Source organism: Ruminococcus sp. (assembly GCF_016283395.1).
Window position 1 is genome coordinate 43,700 of record NZ_JAEEMU010000050.1, and the last position, 16,880, is coordinate 60,579.

17 protein-coding genes and 1 riboswitch are annotated in these 16,880 nt (G+C 44.8%); of the genes, 16 read left to right on the forward strand and 1 reads right to left on the reverse strand.

Translation table 11 applies throughout. From position 1 onward, the window contains the following. The first annotated feature begins 32 nt into the window (after positions 1-32). The 9 genes from QZZ41_RS13035 (at position 33) to QZZ41_RS13075 (ending at position 9,974) form a co-directional block, all read left to right on the forward strand. Positions 33-494: a sigma-70 family RNA polymerase sigma factor gene (locus QZZ41_RS13035; RefSeq protein WP_295072961.1), complete on the forward strand. Its 462-nt coding sequence runs from the start codon at positions 33-35 to the stop codon at positions 492-494. Then, positions 491-1,696: a hypothetical protein gene (locus QZZ41_RS13040; protein WP_295072964.1), complete on the forward strand. Its 1,206-nt coding sequence runs from the start codon at positions 491-493 to the stop codon at positions 1,694-1,696. The genes QZZ41_RS13035 and QZZ41_RS13040 overlap by 4 nt, the downstream gene beginning before the upstream one ends. A 174-nt stretch (positions 1,697-1,870) precedes the next feature. Next, positions 1,871-3,322 carry a dockerin type I domain-containing protein gene (locus QZZ41_RS13045; RefSeq protein WP_295072967.1) on the forward strand — a complete coding sequence of 484 codons (1,452 nt, stop codon included), beginning with the start codon at positions 1,871-1,873 and terminating at the stop codon, positions 3,320-3,322. 14 nt (positions 3,323-3,336) lie between these two features. Beyond that, the gene (locus tag QZZ41_RS13050; protein ID WP_295072970.1) at positions 3,337-4,290 is read left to right on the forward strand and encodes a hypothetical protein; all 954 of its coding nucleotides are present in this window, start codon (positions 3,337-3,339) and stop codon (positions 4,288-4,290) included. A 6-nt stretch (positions 4,291-4,296) separates the two neighbouring features. Next, the gene (locus tag QZZ41_RS13055) at positions 4,297-5,343 is read left to right on the forward strand and encodes an acyltransferase (protein ID WP_295072973.1); all 1,047 of its coding nucleotides are present in this window, start codon (positions 4,297-4,299) and stop codon (positions 5,341-5,343) included. A 48-nt stretch (positions 5,344-5,391) separates the two neighbouring features. Beyond that, on the forward strand, positions 5,392-6,132 hold the full coding sequence (locus tag QZZ41_RS13060; RefSeq protein WP_295066647.1) for a GNAT family N-acetyltransferase: 741 nt from the start codon (positions 5,392-5,394) through the stop codon (positions 6,130-6,132). Positions 6,133-6,194: 62 nt separating this feature from the next. Further along, positions 6,195-6,536, forward strand: coding sequence for a hypothetical protein (locus tag QZZ41_RS13065; RefSeq protein WP_295066649.1), 342 nt, complete (start codon positions 6,195-6,197; stop codon positions 6,534-6,536). A gap of 180 nt (positions 6,537-6,716) precedes the next feature. Next, positions 6,717-8,939, forward strand: coding sequence for an ATP-dependent RecD-like DNA helicase (locus tag QZZ41_RS13070; protein WP_295072975.1), 2,223 nt, complete (start codon positions 6,717-6,719; stop codon positions 8,937-8,939). Positions 8,940-8,954: 15 nt separating this feature from the next. Next, positions 8,955-9,974, forward strand: coding sequence for a rod shape-determining protein (locus QZZ41_RS13075; RefSeq protein ID WP_028516432.1), 1,020 nt, complete (start codon positions 8,955-8,957; stop codon positions 9,972-9,974). Positions 9,975-10,202: 228 nt separating this feature from the next. On the opposite strand, the gene QZZ41_RS13080 is transcribed toward QZZ41_RS13075, so the two are convergent. Continuing rightward, complete coding sequence (locus QZZ41_RS13080) at positions 10,203-11,033, reverse strand: Mrp/NBP35 family ATP-binding protein (RefSeq protein ID WP_295072980.1); 831 nt, start codon at positions 11,031-11,033, stop codon at positions 10,203-10,205. A gap of 221 nt (positions 11,034-11,254) precedes the next feature. After that, positions 11,255-11,369, forward strand: a riboswitch (FMN riboswitch). 79 nt (positions 11,370-11,448) lie between these two features. Here QZZ41_RS13080 and QZZ41_RS13085 point away from each other — a divergent pair. Genes QZZ41_RS13085 through QZZ41_RS13115 form a run of 7 tightly spaced genes read left to right on the forward strand, consistent with a single transcriptional unit; the run spans position 11,449 to position 16,708 of the window. Then, complete coding sequence (locus QZZ41_RS13085; protein ID WP_295072982.1) at positions 11,449-11,829, forward strand: hypothetical protein; 381 nt, start codon at positions 11,449-11,451, stop codon at positions 11,827-11,829. Between the two features lie 18 nt (positions 11,830-11,847). Then, positions 11,848-12,957, forward strand: coding sequence for a bifunctional diaminohydroxyphosphoribosylaminopyrimidine deaminase/5-amino-6-(5-phosphoribosylamino)uracil reductase RibD (gene ribD / locus QZZ41_RS13090; protein ID WP_295072984.1), 1,110 nt, complete (start codon positions 11,848-11,850; stop codon positions 12,955-12,957). Next, positions 12,938-13,582: a riboflavin synthase gene (gene ribE, locus QZZ41_RS13095; RefSeq protein ID WP_295072986.1), complete on the forward strand. Its 645-nt coding sequence runs from the start codon at positions 12,938-12,940 to the stop codon at positions 13,580-13,582. The genes ribD and ribE overlap by 20 nt, the downstream gene beginning before the upstream one ends. A gap of 14 nt (positions 13,583-13,596) precedes the next feature. Further along, on the forward strand, positions 13,597-14,490 hold the full coding sequence (locus tag QZZ41_RS13100) for a hypothetical protein (protein ID WP_295072989.1): 894 nt from the start codon (positions 13,597-13,599) through the stop codon (positions 14,488-14,490). 5 nt (positions 14,491-14,495) lie between these two features. Then, positions 14,496-15,695: a bifunctional 3,4-dihydroxy-2-butanone-4-phosphate synthase/GTP cyclohydrolase II gene (locus tag QZZ41_RS13105; RefSeq protein WP_295072992.1), complete on the forward strand. Its 1,200-nt coding sequence runs from the start codon at positions 14,496-14,498 to the stop codon at positions 15,693-15,695. 11 nt (positions 15,696-15,706) lie between these two features. Continuing rightward, positions 15,707-16,177, forward strand: coding sequence for a hypothetical protein (locus QZZ41_RS13110; protein ID WP_295072995.1), 471 nt, complete (start codon positions 15,707-15,709; stop codon positions 16,175-16,177). A 12-nt stretch (positions 16,178-16,189) separates the two neighbouring features. Next, complete coding sequence (locus QZZ41_RS13115; RefSeq protein ID WP_295072998.1) at positions 16,190-16,708, forward strand: hypothetical protein; 519 nt, start codon at positions 16,190-16,192, stop codon at positions 16,706-16,708. Positions 16,709-16,880: the final 172 nt, after the last annotated feature.

Genomic DNA, 16,880 nt, shown 5'->3' on the forward strand with positions numbered 1-16,880 from the left:
TATAAAATTAAGACTATGGAGGAGGTGTCTCTTTGGCATTTGATATTGATGAACAATACGATAAAATATACCGCTACTGTTACCTTAAAGTAAAGCATAAAGAGACTGCTGAGGATATTACTCAGGAGACATTCCTCCGTTACCTTGAACACCCTCAATACAGCAATATCGACAAGACATTACAACTCCTCTACACTATCGCAGGCAACCTTTGCACTGATGAATTCAGAAAGCATAAGACCGATGAACTGACAGATACAGAAGCTTCATCGGAAAATATCGAGGAGAACGTACTCTCTGACCTCGAACTCAAAAACGCTCTCACACAGCTTTCAGAGGACGACAGAGAACTGATACTTCTTAAATATATAAATGAAGTACCCGTAAACGTAATGGCTAAGCTGTATAATATCTCGCGTTTCGCACTTAACCGCAGGATAAATCGTATCCTCGGTACGCTGCACGAGTATATGGGAAAGGAGGAGCTTAAATGACAGATAAAGAAAAGAAAAAACTGCTCGAAGCTTTCGACATACCCGATCCTGACAGAAAAAAACAGTTTTCAGACGAATACAGAAAGCGCAAACCCGAAAAGATAAAGAAGCCCATATTCCCTCTCATTATGCGTACTGTGGCTTCTGCCGCAATGCTTACACTGGTAATTGCCGCAATAACACGCATACCTAAGCCCGATCCGGATATGTTCAACGATAATAACACTATCGAAACTACAACGGCTGCAACTTCCATAGAGGCTTCTGTACAGACTACTGCTGACAATTCGTCAGCTGTCACAACAACTGCTGTGGGCAAGGATAAAAGCAAGACCACAACTGCTTCCAAGGCAGTTTCCACCGATCCTGCAAAGACAGATGACGATAACTCAACTGTCACAACAGAAGCAGACGATTCTGAAAATAATGAGCCCGAACCGACAGAGCATACACAAAAACCTGCAAGGACAACAAAAACTCCAAGCGTAAGAATTACTACAACACGCGAATCCCAGCATCATCTAACTACTACAAAGCCTGCTCCTCAGTCTCAGACAACAACTGTTACCACATCATCAAAAGCGAGTGCAGGTGAGGTCGAATCGGGAGCAACTGGAAAAGATATGACCGTTGACATTGATGTAAAATATGATGTCCGTGATGAAATACTGCCTGTTGAAGCTCTTTCATCAGGCAACGGCGTTGGCAGAGACGGAGAAGAAAAAGGCGGAAACTCTTATACTCCTGTTGACGAAAAAATACGCGATATGTTCAGTGAATCAAATGCAGTTGTACTTGCAAAAGTCAACAAAATAGTGTATACTTCTATTGACGGCGAAGCTTATACTGCCGAAAATATCACTATCACAGAGGTATTTAAAGGAAGTCTTACACCTGATGACAGAATAACTCTTTTCGTAAGCGGCGGATATATCAACGGAGAAGAATATATAAAGCATCACAGATATGTTCTCCTTCCCGATGCCGAGAATTATTCCATATATGACGGCGGCGGCTGCGCAGGAAAAGAGTACGTGGGAGATACTTATCTGTTTTTCATCAAAAACAGCAGCTCTTCATTCCCTCATGGCTCATTTGAGCTCATAAGCCACGGTGACGAAGCTGTATTCAGACAGGAAGATGACAGTTACGTATCTATGCATGACGATTCACTTTCACTGGAAATTTCTTCACTATACTGACCTTTTATGCATGATTTTTTCGCGTGACAGAGCGAAAAAAGCCTTTATATCAAACATAATACCAAAATTTGTTCAAAATGGTAAAAATCTTTTTTCGTTTTTTTGTCACATTTCTGAAAAACTTTTCGTTATGTTAATATAGAACGCAAAACAACCCATGAAAGGAAGATATTTATGAATAACAAAAAGCTGTTGAGTTTTGTTCTCTCAGCTGCTATGGCAGCTACATCAATATTCCCTGCAACCGTATATGCAGCTGTCAGCGGTGACATCAACGGGGACGGTTCTATCACTTCCGCCGACCTCGACATTTTACAGGGATATGTGCTCGGCAAGCACGACATCACAGAGGAGCAGTTCAAGGTCGCTGACATCAACCTCGATCAGGTCGTTGATGTTTACGATGTAACCGCACTCAGGAAGCGTATCCTCACAACTGACAGAACACTTAGTTTCAAGTCCGTTACCGAAAGGATAAATGACGGTATCACAGATACTCTTAAAAAGCTTGATATTCAGGCTGGAGGTACTGTGGTGAAATCAACAGCTGAACTCAAAACAGCTCTCTCACCTTATTTCTCGGAAGAATTAGTAAATAAGTACACAGCGAAGTACAATGACGACTTCTTCAAGGACTCTGTTCTCCTTGTAAAGCCTGCTTACTTTGATCCTGCCAAGTACACAAAGAACGGTACATTAACAAAGCTCAGCTGCGGCTGCAGCAATTCATATGCAGGTCTCTATACAACAGGTCCTACAGTAGATCAGGGACTTAATGTCAGAAAAGAACACAGTGCGGCTTCTGCTATACTCGCAACCATATCTCCCGGTGAAAAGTTCAATATAACTTATGCAAACGGAACAGCCGACGGAAACTTCGGTCATGTTACATATAAGGGTATATCAGGTTATGTTAATATGGGATACGTTACAAAGCTTTCAAGCACAGCACCTGAAACTATAGCTGTTCCCGATCTCAGAGTTGACTCAGTCAAGTACTCAAAGGGTACTGTAACAGTTTCGGCTACTGAATACAATGCAAACTCAACTGTAAGCTTTGCAGCAGCTGTTCTTGCTCAGGTCGTAGTGCCGAAGAAGGATTATTACGCTTCAAAGGCACAGTGGACAGTAACTACAACTACGACAACAACAGCCACTACGACTACAACTACTACCTGCGCTTATCCTCTTGCCAAGGCAAGAATGGAGCAGATGAACATAAAGACTCTGAAAGACGCTTTCATTGACTGCTCGAACAAGGGTATAACAGCTGTATATGTAGAGTGGGAGAAGGACGCAAGCAAGCTCACATTACAGAAGGCAGCCGATTACGGATTTAACTCACGAAACGGAAATGCAAACGCTGTAGCAAAGGGCAACTGCTATGTTCTTGCTGCTATGTTCTGCGAAATGGCAAAACTCCTCGGTTATGACGCACATCTCATAAACGGTCAGGTACCGCTTAAATTAGGCGGATACGGACCTCACGGCTGGGTAGAGATAATCGAAAACGGAGCAACTTACGTATATGATCCTGATTATACATTAGAGACAGGTAAAAACGGTTTCGCCCTTACTTACGGTCATACCGAATGGCCATTACAGAAATTAGGCGAGATCAAGTAAAAGGAGATAATATTATGAGAAAGAAAATAGCAATAATCGCTTTCATTTCTGCACTTGTGCTCACAGGCTGCGGAAGTGTTACACAATCTGCAAATATACCTGAGGCTACTACATCGGTGACAACTACTGCAGAGCCAACTACAGAGGCAACTACAGTTGCTGAGGAATACAAGCTTATCGGTAAAAAGGCAGAGGGTTCAGATGTATTGGTCGCTGACCTTGAAAACAAGACAGACAAGGAGATCGTAAGCTTCACAGTAAAGGCTGAAACAGAGGAAGAGTATCCTGAGAATATGCTTGAAGAAAAGGACTCTTTCGCAAAGGACGAAAAACGCACACTTTACTATGTGCCTAAGAAGGTAAGTGACATAACATACGGTGAGTCCGATAAGATCGCTACTCTCCAGTACTCTGTAAAGATAGAGTTCGCTGACAAGACAGAAGCTGTTCTTCATAACTTCCCATTCGATGACATCGACAAGCTCGCTGAGATCCGCTTTGAGGACGGCATAGCATTTATCAAGTACACTTCAAAGAGCACAAAGGAAAAAGTAGATACAAAGAAGGCAGAGGAAATGGCTGCTATTCTTCCTGAGTCTACAGAAGCTATCCACGAGCTCGATCCTGATGCAAACAATAACATAGACGCATCATACGTTGAAGAAACAACATATGCACCTGCTCAGCAGCAGGCTCCTGCTACACAGACTCCCGATACAGGCTGCGGAAGTGGCTTTGCAACAAATCCCGACACTGGCTGTGGAAGCGGCTTTGCAACAAATCCTGATGCAGGCTGCGGCAGCGGCTTCGCAACAAATCCCGATGCAGGCTGTGGAAGCGGCTTCGCTACAAATCCTGATGCAGGCTGCGGCAGCGGCTTCGCTACAAATCCCGATGCAGGCTGTGGAAGCGGCTTCGCTACAAATCCCGACGCAGGCTGCGGAAGTGGTTTCGTAACAAACAACTGATAATATATGAATAACAGAATACTATATCTGAGCCGTCTTAAAGCTTTAGCCTGTATTGCAGTAACTGTTCTCCACACATTCCTTGCAGCAAATATGTATTCCTCTGATATAAGTTCTCAGGGAGCTATGATGACTGTGAGAAACTGTATGATGTGGGCTGTCCCCTGCTTTGTAATGGCTTCGGGAGCACTTCTGCTGGACAGCAAACGTGTGCTCTCGATGAAAAAGCTCTTCGGTAAATACATACTGCGAATGGCAGTTGCACTGGTAGTATTTTCGATACTGTTCGCAGTATTCGACGGTGTATTTATAAAAAAATGCGGCGTGGGCAAAATGTTCACTGATTCGATCGACGCTATCTTCTTCGGCAGCGGCTGGATGCATATGTGGTACATCTATTTACTCTTCGCACTGTATCTTATGCTGCCAATATACAAGATGATCAGTGGAAATGCCACAGCAGCACAGCTTAAATATATCCTGCTCATCTATACGATATTTGCTTCGTTAATACCGTTTATAGAAACAATCGCAGGTAAAAAGCTGCCGTTTTACATATGTGTATATACCGTTTATCCGCTTTACTTCTTCTTAGGTCACGCTCTTCATACGGGAATAATAAAGCTCCCGAAAAGAGCAAGCGGACTCATGCTTGTGATTTGTCTCGGCATAATCGCAATGCTTACTGTACACGCTTACAATAATTCAGAGGCTGCACCCGAAACAAGCGGCAAGATGATAAATCTTCTCGGAGTTTACTCCTTCCCACTGTATGTTGCAGCAGCTGTAGCTTTATTCGGATTTCTCAGAAAGACGAAAAATCAGCCCGTGCCTGTTATTGATAAGATCGCCGCAGAGCTTGATAACTGCTCATTCGGCATCTATCTTCTGCACATGGCAGTACTCAGATATATATTCTTAGTTATGAAGTTCAATCCATTTGAACACGGCGGTACGATATCTACTATTGGTATTTGCCTGCTCACCCTCGTTATCTCTTATCTGATAACAAAGGGGCTGAAATTCATACCGTACGTGAACAAACTCATATAACTCAAAGCTCCCGAAACGGGAGCTTTTAATTATCTCAGAGGTGATAACATGAAAGAAATACCTGTTTCAGAATACAGCCGATTTTTAACACTTGCCCAGGACTCACCTTTTTGCAGAGTCTATCCAATGGCAGTGACGGAGGGCAGACAGAGCGGCTGCATATACACAAACAAAAGCGAAAGCGTTGTACTCATACGTCACAGGGGCAATTTTACTTTTATTTACGGAACTCCCGATGAAAACGATATCCGCGAGATACATGAGCTCATAATATCCGAGCAATTTAAGTTTCTATGTCAGGACAATACACTGGCAGATAAACTCCTGCAATATGGCGGAGTGGAGCTTATCCCACGAGATGAATACTGCTATCCCCATGACAAAGCTCCCGATTTTGATATCCCTGACGGTTATTCCCTGCACAGTATAGATGAGAAGCTCTTCAACAGGCTCACGGGAAGAGTCGTACCCTCGTTTTACTGGAAAGACTACGCTGAATACAGCAAAAGCGGCAGGGGCATATGCATTATGCACGGAAACGAGCCTGCGTCGTGGGCATTTTCGGCTGCTTCAAGCAGCTTGGAATGTGACATCGGTATCGAGACTGCTGAAGCCTATCGCCGCCGCGGAATGGCTTTTATCGCCGCAGCTGCTGCCATAAGGGAGATGCTCCACGAAAAGCGTCCTGCATGGACTTGTCAGCGTTCAAACCTCGGTTCAGCAAGAACAGCCGAAAAACTCGGCTTCATTAAATGCGGCAATTACTTTTTGATACGAAAACCTTTATAAGCTCCCTTTTCGTAACCACTCACCTGCTTTGTGCATATAATAACAGGAAAGGAGTGGTTGAAATGAAAACACCCGAGATGATCGCTATAATAGTTGTTGCTGTTATAGCCGCAGCCGAACTCATATGCCTTTTTATATGCTCAAAACACAGAGGCAAAAGCTATCCCCTTTGCACTGTACTGCCTATTTTTTCTCAAGATAGCGAGCTTTCTGAACGGCTTGACTACCTTTCCACCATAATCGAGGACGGAAGTCTCATAGCTGATACTATCCTGCTCATAGACTATTGCGGAAGTGCCGAGCAATTGCAGCTTTGCAACGAGTTCTGTGACCGCTACCACTCCGCAAAGCTTATATCACCCGATGATATTGAACCATATCTAAAAAAGCCGTATAAAAAATAGGCATCTTTTTTTCTCCGCGTCTGTTGCTATTTTCTGAATTATGTGATATAAGCGGGGAGCCCCCGCTGCCTTTTCCGCGCTACACTCAAATATCAGGCAAATTTTTCTCCGCGCCTGTTGCTATTTTTCTGCTTTTATGTTATAATATAAAATGTATTTTTATGTGCAGAGGTGAAAAACGTGGAGCATGAGGTCCTTCACATTGAGGGCACAGTCGAAAATGTCCTTTATAAAAATGAGAATAACGGCTATATCGTCCTTGACCTCGATGCAGGCGGCGAGCTTATCACAGTTGTGGGAGAGCTTGGCGACATTGAAGAGGGCGAAGGACTTATCCTCGAAGGCAACTACATCACTCACCCACGCTTCGGCACTCAGTTCAGCGCAGTTTACTGCGAGAGAAAACTCCCTGCAACTGTTGTGAATATTGAGAAATATCTTGCTTCGGGAGCTGTCAAGGGCATAGGTCCGGGACTTGCAAAGAAAATAGTGGAAGTATTCGGCGACCGCACACTTGATATAATGGAAAATTCCCCCTTCAGACTTGCGGAGATAAAAGGCATATCACCAAAGAAGTGCGACGAGATAGCCGCAGAGGCACAGAAGCTCTTCTGCCTGCGCAATCTCATGTCATTCCTGTCACAGTATGAGGTCAGGTCAAGATATGCAATGAATGCCTACAGGAAATACGGCTCGGACGCGATGACACTTCTCAGGCTCAACCCTTACCTGCTCTGCACTGACTACATCGAGCTCGACTTCAACAGTGCCGACACTATCGCTCACGACCTGCATATACCGCGAAATGACAACAAGCGCATTATTGCAGGCATACAATATATACTCCGCGCTAACGGCGGCATAGGTCACACCTGCCTTCCTCTTGAAGTCCTTGCACAGAAAACACAGTCCACTCTCGGAGTGTCCGAAAGTGACTTTTACACAGCTTACAACGCAGCTCTCGATGATGACGAGCTGTTTGAATACATAAAAAATGAGATAGAATTCGTCTATCTCCCCGATTATTACTATGCTGAAAGCTTCATTGCCGACAGGATACACATTCTCAAAGACTTCTCCTCACCCGAGGATTTCAACTATGATACCCTCATTGATATCGAGGAAGAGGAGCATAACATCAAATATGAAAAGCTCCAGCGTCAGGCTATAACGACTGCGGTATCATGTGGACTTATGGTGCTTACAGGCGGTCCGGGTACAGGTAAGACCACTACCCTCAACGCTATAATATCCATATTTGAGAAACGAGGTATGAAGGTACTCCTTGCTGCTCCTACAGGACGAGCTGCAAAGCGTATGTCCGACTTGGCAGGCTGTGAGGCAAAGACCATACACCGTCTCCTCGAAGTAGTCTACGACTCGGGCGACAGGCTCACCTTTGCCCATAACGAGAACAATCCCCTTGACTGCGATGTGCTTGTTATTGACGAGATGTCAATGGTGGACGTTGTGCTCTTTGAGAAGCTCCTCCGCGCAGTAAGACTGGGTTGCCGACTTATAATGGTGGGCGACAGCGATCAGCTACCGTCAGTTGGCGCAGGAAATCTTCTCGGCGATATAATCGACAGCGGTATAGTTCCTGTTACTGAGCTGAAAGAGATATTCCGACAGGCTCAGAAAAGCTGTATAGTTACCAATGCACATAAGATAGTTGCAGGAGAATATCCAGACCTTACGCGAAAGGACTCGGACTTTTTCTTCTTCAAGCGCACCGACTATCAGCAGGCACTCCAGCTCATAGTTGACCTTGTAAAGACAAGACTGCCCAAAGCCTATAAGTACTCCCCAACTGAGGATATACAGATACTCACGCCTTCACGCAAAGGCGTTACTGGTACTGTGGAGCTTAACAAGCTTTTGCAGGATCAGATAAATCCCCCTGCAAAAAACAAGCAGGAGAAAAAAGGCTACGTCTACACCTACCGTGAGGGTGACAAGGTAATGCAGACACGGAACAACTACGACATCACATGGTCAAAGGAAGGCGAACAGGGCGCAGGCATATTCAACGGTGATATCGGGCGCATCATAAGCATAGACAACCGAAGCTCACTTGCTGTCATAGACTTTGACGGCAGAAAGGCTACATATACATTTGACCTGCTTTCACAGGTAGACCTTGCCTACGCAGTTACAGTACACAAAAGTCAGGGCTGCGAATTTGAAGCGGTCATACTCCCCATAATGGGCGGATTTGACAAGCTGTGCTACAGAAATCTGCTGTACACAGCCGTTACAAGAGCAAAAAAGCTCCTCATAGTCATAGGCAGTGAGGAGAATATATATAAAATGGTAGACAACAACAAGCGCACAAGGCGGTATACCTGCCTGCGCCATATGCTTGCAGGGACAAAGAAGTCACCTTCCCCCTTTGAGCAGTAAGAAAGGAAGAGAAAAATGGCAAACACTGATATCGGTATCGACCTCGGTACTTCCAATATCGTTATGACAATGGGCAATAAGGGAGTAGTTCTCAGCGAACCCTCCGTTATCGCTTACAATACAAGGACTGAAAGAGTTCTGGCTGTCGGCAAGGAAGCCTACGAGATGATAGGCAGAAATCCCGATTATATCGCTGTTAAGCGTCCTATAAGCGAAGGTGTTATCTCAGACGATGACCTTACTCACAGCATGATACGTGAGTTCATACTTAAAGTTACAGGCAAGCAGCTTGTAAAGCCACGTATCGTTATATGTATCCCCTCTTTCATCACTGATATCGAGAGCCGTGCAGTTGTAGAAGCTGCAAAGAGCGCGGGTTCAAGACAGGTATATCTTATACAGGAGCCAATTGCGGCTATGATAGGTGCAGGAGTAAATATCACAAAGGCTAAGGGACACATGATAGTCGATATCGGCGGCGGTACTACAGATGTGGCTATCGTTTCTATGAACGGCGTAGTCACTTCACATACCGTAAAGGTGGCAGGCAACGCTATCGACCGCTCTATCATCAAGTATATGCAGAACAAGTACAAGCTCCTTATCGGTGAGAGAACTGCCGAAAAGGTAAAGATAGAACTCTGCAACCTCTACGACCCAAGCGATGAGATGACATATATCGTCAAAGGCAGAAGCCTCCTCAAGGGTCTGCCTGCACAGGTGCTTCTCAGTGAAACAGAGCTGTTTGAAGCTATCGAGGACGACACATTCACTATCATGGAAGCTATCCGAAAGGTGCTTGAAGATGCTCCACCTGAGCTTGTAGGAGATATCTACGATAACGGACTCCTTCTCACAGGCGGCGGCGCACTTTTAGGTGGACTTACTCAGCTCATCAAGCGTACACTGGGTATAAGCTGCAATATCGCCAAGGACTCAATAAACTGCGTTGCAAAGGGAACAGGCATGGCATTCGGAAGAATGACAACTCTCCTTGACGGCTTCGAGGCAGCAACAGTCTATAAATATAGATAATTCATAATTGTAGGGGCGCACAGTGTGCGCCCTTTTTTCTTACATGATTTCACGAGTTATTTGTGATTAGTGCATAGTGATTAGAATTTGTAGGGACGACCATTGGTCGTCCGCTCCTTGATTAATGTTGTATGTTTGCGGACGCCCAGTGTGCTTCCCCTAAACATAGCAAAAGGGCGGATAATCTCCGCCCTTACTAAAAACTATGCACTAAGCACTATAAACTAATCACTTTTCCATTGAAACTATCTTCTCGGCAGCTTCTGTAAGCCACTCGCCCTCGAAGAGCTCTATAGTACCCTGATCGCAGAGCTTTGCAAGCTGTGGGTCGATAGGAAGCTTTGCAAGTACAGGTATATCGTACTGTGCAGCTATCTCCTCGATATGGCTCTCACCATATATGCTGTGACGCTTGCCGCAGTCAGGACATTCAAAATAGCTCATATTCTCGATGATACCGAGTATTGGTATATTCATGAGCTTAGCCATTTTTACAGCCTTTTCAACTATCATTGATACAAGCTCCTGAGGAGATGTAACGATAACGATGCCGTCAACAGGAAGAGACTGGAAAACAGTAAGCGGAACATCACCTGTTCCCGGAGGCATATCAACTACGAGGCAGTCGATGTCCTTCCAGATAACGTCTGTCCAGAACTGCTTTACAACTCCTGCAATAACAGGTCCTCTCCAAACTACAGGGTCGGACTCGTTTTCGAGAAGAAGATTTATAGACATGATGTCAAGTCCCATTTTTGTCTTAGCAGGGATAATACCGAATTCACATGCATCAGCCTTCTGATGTATACCAAAAGCCTTTGGTATAGAAGGTCCTGTGATATCAGCGTCCATGATTCCAACATTCTTGCCGAGTCTCTGCATAGATACTGCAAGAAGAGAAGAAACGAGAGTCTTGCCGACACCGCCCTTACCGCTGACAACTCCGATGACCTTGCCGATATTGCTCATTTTATTAGGTTCTTCGAGAAAGCTCTGAGGCTCCTGTCTACTGCTGCAATCGCTTCCGCAGCTTGAGCAGTCGTGTGTACATTCGCTCATTAAAAAACACTCCTTATGATGTAATATAATTATTATACCCCAAAAAGTGTTTTTAGTCAATAGCATATTGACAAATGTATAACATAGTGATATAATAACAGTTGAGAGTTGGCAGTTTAGAGTTGACAGTTATTTTATCGCCTAACGGCGATGCTATTTAAATAAGTCTGCGCAGCAGACACATTAACTCTCAATTCTCAACTCTTAACTCTTAACTATAAATTGATCTTCGGGGTTAGGTGTAATTCCTGACCGGCAGTATAGCCTGCGAGCCTTATGGGTTGATTCGGTGAGATTCCGAAGCCGACGGTAAAGTCCGGATGAAAGAAGATAGACCGCGCACAAGCGCAGTAATAAGTATTTACGCCCCGAGTTACGGGGCTTTTTCTATTTTTAAATATAAGGGGGCTTTACTGTGAAGAATATCCTGCATAACGTATTCCTTTCCATTGGTCTCGGAACGGTCATTTTTGTTCCTATGCTCATAATCGACAAAGGACTTAACGATACTATGGTCTCAGTCCTTATATGGTTCGGAGCTTCAATACTCTACGGGTTATCGTTTACGCTCCTGAAACTCAAAACAAAGCTTCGACTACCTATACACATTCTGTCCTGCTTCCTCTTAACACTTATTGTCAGATGCGGATATTCGTATTATTCAAAAGGCAGTATCGACTTCACAAGACTTATCCTCATAACCATACCAATATTTATAATGGTATATATGGTGATGTACTTCTACATGAGGTATTTCGGAAATAATAATTTCAGAAGCAACAATAATGAAGAATAAACTCAAAAGGTAAATAACATGACTCACGAAGAATTTATGCTTGAAGCCCTTGAACTTGCGCAAAAAGGCATGGGCTTCACATCTCCAAATCCAATGGTAGGAGCTGTCATAGTCCGCGACGGCGAGATAATAGGAAGCGGCTATCACAAAAAATACGGCGATCTCCACGCAGAACGCTCTGCATTTGCATACTGCGATGAAAACGGTATAGACTGCACTGGAGCTGATATGTATGTCACTCTCGAGCCCTGCTGTCATCACGGCAAGCAGCCGCCCTGTACCGATGCGGTAATAGCTCACGGCATAAAGCGCGTATTCGTTGGCTCATCTGATCCAAATCCTCTTGTTGCAGGCAAGGGCACTCAGATACTCCGCGAGCACGGCATTGATGTTACCGAGGGAATACTCAAAGACGAATGCGATGCGCTCAATGAGATATTCTTTCACTATATCACAACAGGTCTGCCTTTCGTTACTCTTAAATACGCCATGACACTTGACGGAAAGATAGCATGCTATACAGGACAGTCCAAATGGATAACAGGAGAAGCCGCCCGTGAACAGGTACAGTTGGAAAGGCTCAGACACAGTGCTATCATGGTAGGTGTCGGAACTGTTCTTGCCGATGATCCTATGCTCACCTGCCGACTTGAAAACAGCAGGAACCCTGTACGTATAATCTGTGACTCTGCTCTCAGGACTCCCTATGAATGTAATATAGTAAGGACTGCAAAGGAAGTCCCCACTATCATCGCTACCGTTTCGGACGATGAAGCAAGCGCGGAAAAGTTCAGAGAAGCAGGCTGCCGCGTTATAAAGACGTCACCTGTAGAAGGCAGAGTCGACCTTAAAGAGCTTATGAAGATACTCGGCAGCGAAAAGATAGACAGTATCCTCCTTGAAGGCGGCGGAGAGCTTAACTGGTCTGCCCTCAGCAATGGCATAGTCAGCAAGATACAGGCATATATTGCTCCTAAGATATTCGGCGGCAATGGCAAGTCACCTGTAGGCGGCGAAGGAGTCCCCTTCCCCTCAGCTGCCATAATGCTCGAAAAGGGCAACATCGTCAGAATAGGCGATGATATCCTCATAGAAAGCAGGTTGAAGAATGTTTACGGGAATAATTGAGGAGATCGGCACTGTAAGCTCCGTAAAGCAGTCAGGCAGTTCATCGTTCATTGAGATACAGGCAAAGAAAGTCCTTGAAGATGTCCATATCGGCGACAGTATCGCAGTTAACGGTGTATGCCTGACAGTTACGCATTTCGGCGGCGGAGTCTTTCGCGCAGACGTTATGAACGAGACACTCAGCCGTTCATCACTTGGCAAGCTCACATCGGGCAGTCCTGTCAATCTCGAACGTGCTATGGCAGCAAACGGACGCTTCGGCGGACACATAGTATCGGGACATATAGACGGCACAGGTACTGTCACCGACATAAAGAATGACGGTATCGCCGTATGGTATACTGTCTCGGTAGCACCCGAGCTGCTGCATTATATCATTGAAAAAGGCTCTATCGCCATTGACGGCATAAGCCTTACGGTCGCTAAAGTGACGGAAACGTCCTTCAGCGTATCCATTATACCTCATACTGCCGCTCAGACCATTCTCGGAAGCAGAAAGGTGGGCGATATCGTTAATCTTGAAAACGATATCATAGGCAAGTATGTGGAAAAACTGATGAAGCCTGCGGAATCTCCCAAAACAGGCGGCATCACCATGGAATTTCTTATGAAAAACGGATATTAAAGGAGAAATCAGCTATGAAAGCAATTAAAGCATTGTTGGCATCGTCACTTATCCTTTCGGCTGTGCTTACAGGCTGTGCCGACAAGAAAAACGAAAGCTCGGGCACTGCTCCCGCCGAAGTTACTTTAGATACAGAAGACCTCGAAAGCAAATATAAAATAAACACCAGATACATGAACAACTATTTGTTTGATACTCCTGAGGAAGTATCAACTGCAACGGTAGAGATTCCAAACGGCAAGATAGTTATCGAGCACTCAGGCGACAACAAGTCGGGTTACTCTGTCATCTATAATATATATGGCGATACTCAGGAGATCTTGGACGAGATAAACACTCACATCGACATCAAGTCCGAGATAAAGGACAATGAGCAGATAATGACGCTTGTTGAGGCAAACACAGGTGAAGATATAGACACATGGTTCAGTAAAAACTATCCCGACTGCTATATCGTTTATGATGCTTATGTAACTGTTCCATCATACGTTACCGATTACAAGGCTGTCTGCGGTACGGGAGATGTGGATTTCGAAAATATATCAGGAAGCTTTACTGCTGATGTAGGCGTAGGTAATATCACATTCTCGGATATTGAGATCACAGATGCCTCAGAGATAAAGTGCGGCACAGGCAATATCACCATGAGCAATATTACCTATAAAGCCAATACCGACATAAAGGCTGAAACCGGAAATATAACCTTCTGTCTGCCGCTCAACGGCTCAGACGGGGCAGATATCAGCGTCAAGGCTGATACTGGAAATATCGAGGTAACAGGCATAAAGAACTACGATGTCAAGGACGAAAGCAAAAAAGATGCTTCCCAGAGCCTGAGCATCGCAGTTGAAAACTGCAATATCGGCTTCTCGGTCAAAACAGGCAAGATCAAAATTGATAAGGAGTAATTTTAATGTTCAAGTACAACACTGTTGAGGAAGCCTGCGAGGCACTCCGAAACGGCGAGATCATCCTCGTCACTGACGATGAGGACAGAGAAAATGAGGGCGATATGATATGCGCTGCTCAGTTCGCAACTACAGAGAATGTAAACTTCATGGCAGCTCACGCAAAAGGTCTTATATGTATGCCTATGAGTGCGCAGCTCTGCGATAAGCTGCATCTGCACCAAATGGTAGACTACAATACCGATAACCACTGCACAGCATTTACGGTATCAATAGACCACGTTGACACCACAACAGGCATATCGGCTGCTGAACGCGGCTATACCGCACGTATGGCAGTATCACCCGATGCAAAGCCTGATGACTTCCGCAAGCCCGGGCATATGTTCCCGCTCATGTCAAAGAAAAACGGTGTCCTCGAACGTGAGGGACACACAGAGGCTACAGTTGACCTTATGCGCCTTGCAGGTCTTGAAGAATGCGGACTGTGCTGCGAGATAATGCGTGACGACGGCACTATGATGAGAGCTGCCGAGCTACAGGAAAAGGCTCAGGAATGGGGCATGAAGTTCATCACCATACAGGCTCTCAAGGACTACAGAAAAGTACACGATCACCTGGTAGAGTGCGTTGCAAACACAAAGCTGCCTACAAAATACGGTGAATTCCGTGCTCTCGGCTATGTTAACAAGCTCAACGGTGAACACCATGTTGCACTTGTAAAGGGCGATATCGGCGACGGACAGGATATCCTCTGCCGTGTACACTCCGAATGCCTTACAGGTGACGCTTTCGGCTCACTTAAATGCGACTGCGGGCAGCAGTTCGCTGCGGCTATGTCGCAGATAGAAAAAGAAGGACGCGGAATACTCCTCTATATGCGTCAGGAAGGACGCGGCATCGGACTTATCAATAAGCTCCGCGCCTACGAATTGCAGGACAAGGGCATGGATACCCTTGAAGCTAACCTTGCTCTGGGCTTCCCGGGAGATATGCGCGAATACTATATCGGCGCACAGATACTCCGCGACTTAGGCTGCAAGACACTGAGACTGCTGACCAATAATCCCGACAAAGTATACGGACTCAGCGGCTTCGGACTAGAAATAAAGGAGCGTGTCCCTATACAGGTGGACGCTACCGCCTACGACCTGTTCTATCTAAAAACAAAAAGAGACAAGATGGGACATATTCTTAATTACTGAGGTGTTTTTTCATGAGTACATTTTTTACAGTTATTCTAATAATTCTCTGCACAGTCACTTTTGTATATGATATATGCTGTTTCATTTCATGGTCAAAGGCAAAGGAAAAGGTTTTCATAAGCAATATCTGGTCATTCGGTCTCATAATTATTCTCGGTGTCAACGGTTTTTTCTTCATAAATAACACCGTCCATTCCGTTCTGATGGTATTGCTTGCTATATTTCTTATCCCCTTCGTTGTAATCTGTCTTTCACCTGAGGGCATGAGAAATGCAATTTTTGCCAATAAGGGAATAACTCCCGTACAGAGCCTGAGCTATGAATACGGCAAGGGACTGTTCGGCATGGAAAAGCTTGATCTATTCATGAACGATAAGAAGTTCGCAAACGGCTTCAATCTTGGCATAAAGAGGAAGAAAACAGTAAAGATGCTGGCTGACTGGTACGGCAAGCACGGCTACGAAAATCCGCTGACAAAATAAGGAGAAAGCAATATGACCATGAAAAACTTCTGCATAGCTGCACTATGCATAATGTCGGTGGTGTTTGTAGCTGCTGTAGTCGGATATTTCGTATTCTGCATAAGAGTAAAAAGCGAGAAGCACGCAATAAAGATCAAACGCCGCCTGAAAAAGAACTGTATCTGGTGGTTCTGCTGCTGGCTCATATGGGTAGTTGTATTTATCCTGGACTGGAGCGGCGCAAAGATACTCGGTGACGAGTACAACGAGATAAACTACAAGCTGCTCTCCATTGCAGGCGGACTTCTCACCATTCTCCTTGTGCTAAACTTTTTCGTGTGCAGATACTCCTACATCACATCACAGAGAGTATATCAGCCAAACAGCTTCGGCTTTGCACGAAACAAGAAAAAGGTGACGTACATTATATCGGGAGATAGCCTGAAACTTTGGTTCAATAACGCTATAATGCCAAAGGAATACACAATTATGGGTGATAAGGAAAAGCTTGAGCAGATGCTCAAAGAAAATTACACCAAAAATAAGCTTTAAATATGCTTTAATTGAAATAGGAAAGAAAAATATCAGCCATGAGCCGTTAGCCGTTAGGCATTAGCCGCAGGCGACACATTGGCTAATAGCTAAGGGCAAAAGGCTAAAGGCTGAGTTTTATATTAAGTATGAATGAAGATAATACTTCCATAATTCGATCATTATTAATAAA